This window comes from Ruminococcoides bili, from assembly GCF_040093295.1.
Lineage (GTDB): Bacteria > Bacillota > Clostridia > Oscillospirales > Acutalibacteraceae > Ruminococcoides > Ruminococcoides intestinale_A.
The window spans coordinates 1-2,361 of record NZ_JBBNJY010000081.1; the positions used below are offsets into that span (position 1 = coordinate 1).

The 2,361-nt window shown below is 43.0% G+C and carries 3 protein-coding genes; all 3 read right to left on the reverse strand.

Features of this window, described 5'->3' with window-relative positions:
- Nucleotides 1-64: 64 nt before the first annotated feature.
- Genes truB through rbfA form a run of 3 tightly spaced genes read right to left on the reverse strand, consistent with a single transcriptional unit; the run spans nt 65 to nt 2,266 of the window.
- Nucleotides 65-970 carry a tRNA pseudouridine(55) synthase TruB gene (gene truB, locus AAAY30_RS11370; protein ID WP_249377211.1) on the reverse strand — a complete coding sequence of 302 codons (906 nt, stop codon included), beginning with the start codon at nt 968-970 and terminating at the stop codon, nt 65-67.
- Entirely contained in the window at nt 967-1,902 is a 936-nt protein-coding gene (locus AAAY30_RS11375; protein ID WP_022234569.1) for a DHH family phosphoesterase, read from the reverse strand. The genes truB and AAAY30_RS11375 overlap by 4 nt, the downstream gene beginning before the upstream one ends.
- Complete coding sequence (gene rbfA, locus AAAY30_RS11380) at nt 1,889-2,266, reverse strand: 30S ribosome-binding factor RbfA (RefSeq protein ID WP_186935357.1); 378 nt, start codon at nt 2,264-2,266, stop codon at nt 1,889-1,891. Before rbfA ends, AAAY30_RS11375 begins: the two co-directional genes overlap by 14 nt.
- Between the last annotated feature and the right edge of the window lie 95 nt (nt 2,267-2,361).

The window sequence follows — 2,361 nt, forward strand, 5'->3', positions numbered from 1 at the left end:
GGTCAAGCCTTTAAAAAGGCTTGACCTAAATTTTTCAACATTATTATAACAGAATGTTAAAAAATCAGTTCAAAAACAATTTAAGAATTTTCAACTGACCGCTTTCATTATCGGCAATGCCAAGACCTAAAAATTTTCCCTGTCTGTCGCTTACTCTGATTATTTCCTTATCTTGCGCTTTTGCTTTTGCAAGTGCGGTTCTTGACATATCAAGTTCACCGCCGTTTGAAAAGCGTTTTGCCTGTGCGTCAGACACATATATTTTGCGGTAACCTGCAAAAAGAGTTTCCGTGCGCATAATATGCTCTGAAATCTCTTCCTTTTCGGCTAATTCTCTTGCAGTTTCAAGCGTAATGCTGTCAGCGAGGTTATAGCCGCACGCAGCCGTCCTGCACAAAGCAGTCATTACTGCACCCGTTTTGAGAATTTTACCTAAATCGTCAATTATTGTTCGGATATATGTTCCCTTTGAACAGCTTATATTCAATGTTCCGCTTTGGCTTTCTTCGTCAAAATCTTTAAGTTCAAGTCTGTAAACCGTAACTTTTCTCGGCTTTCGCTCAACTTCTTTTCCCTGCCTTGCAAGGTCGTAAAGTCTTTGACCGTTTACCTTGATTGCCGAGTACATCGGTGGCAGCTGCTCGATTTCACCTCTGAAATTTTCAAGTGCCGATAAAACATCTGCCTCGGTTGCGGTTTTATCGCTTTGTGATGTTACGGCACCCCATATATCGAGGGTATCGGTTGTCATTCCGAGGCGGAATTTTGCGGTATATGATTTATCGTGATTCGGCACTATATCCTGCGCTTTTGTGGCGTTGCCGAGGAGTATGGGCAACACACCCGTTGCGTTTGGGTCAAGTGTGCCTGTATGACCGATTTTACGCTGACCTGTCAGCTTTCGTATCACAGCCACCACATCAAACGAAGTAAATTTCTGCGGTTTATTTATAATTATTACACCGTTCATAGAGTTTCTTCCGCTGCTTTTATAAGCTGACTGCGCACATCTTCAAGACTGCCGTTTATAGAACATCCTGCCGCCGCCTTATGTCCGCCGCCGCCAAACTTTGAGCAGAACTTTGCGGCGTCAATATCGCCGTTGGTACGAACGGAAATTTTGAAAAATCCGCCCTCTTTTTCTTTCATAGTAATGCCTATGAGCACGCCCTCAATCTGACGGGGAATAGAGGCAAGTCCCTCAATCTCATCTTCGCCGATGTTAAGGCTTTTGAGCATATCGAGAGTAACCCACACAATCGCACACTTGCCGTCTGCGCAATAAGTGATAGTATCGTAAACTTCACGCTCAAGCATAATTTTCTCTTTTGATTTGGTTTCAAACATCACCTTATTGATGTACGCCGAATTACAGCCGAGCTCAACAAGGCTTGCGGCAATTCTGAATGTATCGGCAGTGGTGTTTGTATAACGGAAACAACCCGTATCGGTAGAAATACCCGTATAAAGGCAGTCTACGATTTGCTTTGTAAAGTTTACGCCCATACGCATAAGAAGTTTGTAGATAATCTCACAGTTTGCCGCCGCATACTTATCGACAAACTTTTCTTTTGCGGTAACGGAGTTTGAACCGTGGTGGTCAATACAAATGTCAATTTTACCGAGATATTTTTCCATATTGGGAGCTAAAAGACTGTCTGCCGCAACATCTGTACTTATGATGTAGTCGGCGGTAAAATCCTGCTCCTCCACACCCTCTGTAAGATACTCGAATTTGGGCGGTAACTTTGCGGTAATTACTCTTGCGTTTTTGCCAAGCTGCTGAAGAGCAATGCAAAGCGCATATCCGCTGCCGAGAGTATCGCCGTCGGGGTAGTTATGAGTTAATATTTCATAATTATTGTGTTCTCTGAGGAAAACGGAAATATCATAAAGATTCATCTTCGTCCACCTCGTCCTCGGGAATGTCCAAATCATTTAAAATTCTGCTGATGTTTGCACTGTACTCAATGCTGTCGGTAGCCTTAAAAATAAGCTGTGGAACATATCTGAGTGTAAGACGGTGAAAAAGCTCACGGCGAATAAAGCCTGCTGCGGATTTAAGTCCCTTAACTGCCTCGTTGGCACGGTCAAGTCCCTCCATAGCGCTTACATAAACCGTACAATAAGAAAGGTCATTAGTAACATCAACACGAATGATTGATAAAAAAGCCTGCTGCACACGAGGGTCTTTAAGCTCACGAAAAATAGCCGTAAGTTCACGCTTTATATCCTCGGTAGTGCGTTCTAATCTATGTCCTGCCATAATATCCTCCATAGTTGTGATTCGTAATTCGGAGCACTGTAACTCAAAGTAAAATAATAAAATAAATTATGGTTTAGCGGAGTGTCGGTCGGGCG

Coding starts and splice junctions, on each gene's coding strand:
- rbfA (WP_186935357.1), bottom strand. CDS start 2,266: ATGGCAGGACATAGATTAGAACGCACTACCGAGGATATAAAGCGTGAA.
- AAAY30_RS11375 (WP_022234569.1), bottom strand. CDS start 1,902: ATGAATCTTTATGATATTTCCGTTTTCCTCAGAGAACACAATAATTAT.
- truB (WP_249377211.1), bottom strand. CDS start 970: ATGAACGGTGTAATAATTATAAATAAACCGCAGAAATTTACTTCGTTT.